This window comes from Zavarzinella formosa DSM 19928, from assembly GCF_000255705.1.
In the GTDB taxonomy this organism is placed as follows: domain Bacteria; phylum Planctomycetota; class Planctomycetia; order Gemmatales; family Gemmataceae; genus Zavarzinella; species Zavarzinella formosa.
In genome coordinates, this window is record NZ_JH636445.1 from 524,336 (window position 1) to 526,290 (window position 1,955).

Genomic DNA, 1,955 nt, shown 5'->3' on the forward strand with positions numbered 1-1,955 from the left:
CCGGTCACGCGGGGTCTGGAGCGTGAACTCCCCCATATCACCGCCGACCGTCTTGCGGGAATGTCCGTTGCGACGATTTTTGGCCGCCGGTTTGGCATCGTCGGGAACAGCGGCGGGTTCGACGGGACCGGCCGCCAACGCCGGGGTTGGCCGGCGTCCGAGATGAACATCCATCTCGGTGTTGAGCATCCGTTCGAGGGCCGACTTCATCATCGTCCGCATCAGGGCGTTGAGGTCGTCAATCGTCGTGGCCTGCGCGGCCATGTCCCGCGCCAGTTGCTCGGCTTGGGATTTCAAGATCGCGTCCATGCGTAATCTCCGTCAAAGAAAGAGGATGGGTAATACCCGTTCCACTCCCCTGACACAAGATTCCTTACAAGCCCGGGTCGCTGGGTTTCGTCACCGTCGTCTGCGGCGGGTTGGTGTGCCGCCCTTCTTCAAGGCGTTGGAGGATGAACGTGCCGTCGGCGGAGTCGGCGTCGTACACGCGGTAGAAAACGACGCCCTCGGGCGTCCGCCAGATGCGCATCACCGGGTCGTCGATGTTCTTGGCCTCCTGCAACTCCATCTTGTACGTGTTCACCGTCCCGCCGCCGCGCTCTGGATGCGTGCCGCTGATCGGCTTCACGACGCTGTCGGTGTCGCTCCGCATCTCGGTGATGTCGTTCAGGAACGCACTGTTCTTGAGCGGGATCGGGATCTGCATCTGCGTACCACGCGCTAGGCGGGGCCGGACGAGCAAGACGGTGCCGCCGCCGCTGGTCGGTGCCGTGCTCCTCCTGGGGGCACGCGGAGCGCCTGCGGGGCGTGTCGTGGTTGTGGTTGTGGTCGTTGCGGGGGTGGTTCCAGCCGGAGCAACCGGCTTCGGTTCTGCGCGAGATCGGAACAACGGCGCAGGAGCGGTCACTCCCGTGGTCGCGGCCGGTCGCCGGGTGTTTGCCCGTCGCCGGTTCAGCGTCTCTTCGGTCGCGACGTAGCCGCCCGCTTCGAGTTGCGCGAGCAGCGCGGCGTCGAGTTTCTTGGCGAAGCCCTGCGTCGTATCGCACCACGAGTCGATGGCGGCGTGCATCTGGACGATGACGGGGTCGGTGACCGCGGCGTCCACCTGAAGCCCTGCCTCGGTGTTCGTGTACAGGCCCGACTCGGTGAGGTTGTTAGAGCCGATGATGAGCCGCGCGTGGTCGTCGTTGGAGAACACGTACACCTTCGGGTGAAACGTGACCGAGGGGTGCTCGTTGTGGTGGATGAAGGTCGTGATGTTGCCCGGCAAGTCGAGCAGCGCCTGGAGGCCTTCCTTCGACGTGTTCTCGATATCGATCCCGATGACGAACCGGGCCTCGCCGCCACGGTTGAGGAAATCGGTTATAGACGGCGTGAGGTGCCGCAGACCTGAACGGCGGACCCACGCGACGGCCGCGTCGAACCTCGTCCAGTTGTCGTTGCTGAACAGGTCGTTCAACTCGATGCCGAAGCGGGTAGAGATGGCCTGGTTGTAGACGGTAGGCATTGGGAGAGACCTCTGGGGCGTTATGCTAGTTGCGGGAAGGCCAGCCGCTTGATTTTTCTAGGTTCCGGGTTTCCGAGGAGACGGTTGAGGTAGACGCAGAGCAGATGGCCAAGCATCTTGCTTCGCAACCGGGCCTCGAAGCCGGCGGGAGTTTTCGCCCGGTTCCGGTCGGCCCCGAACTGTTCGGTCAACTGGCTGTTGATCGACTCGATTCGCTGACGGTAATGGTCCACGAACCGGGTTTCCTCCGGCGGCAGTTGGTCCTTGTAGTTCTTCTGCCGTTTGCACACCATCTCCACGCCATGCTCCTTCAACTCGTCGAGTCGCGGTTTGGAATAATAAGCCTTGTCTCCCAACACCGTCCGGCCCGGCATGTCGAACAACAAATCTTCCGAGGCCGGACCGTCGTGAACATCGGCTCCGGTCAGCGAATAGTTCAGGATCACCC

General features: G+C 63.0%; 3 protein-coding genes. All 3 read right to left on the bottom strand.

Going from position 1 to position 1,955, the window contains the following annotated elements; genetic code table 11:
• The coding region (locus BGIM_RS65120) for a transposase (RefSeq protein ID WP_020474143.1) at nt 1-309 on the bottom strand (309 nt) is incomplete at its 3' end.
• Nucleotides 310-373: 64 nt separating this feature from the next.
• Entirely contained in the window at nt 374-1,507 is a 1,134-nt protein-coding gene (locus tag BGIM_RS0134095; RefSeq protein ID WP_020474144.1) for a phospholipase D family protein, read from the bottom strand.
• Between the two features lie 20 nt (nt 1,508-1,527).
• A partial coding sequence (locus BGIM_RS0134100) for a transposase (RefSeq protein WP_020474145.1) occupies nt 1,528-1,955 on the bottom strand: 428 nt, incomplete at its 5' end.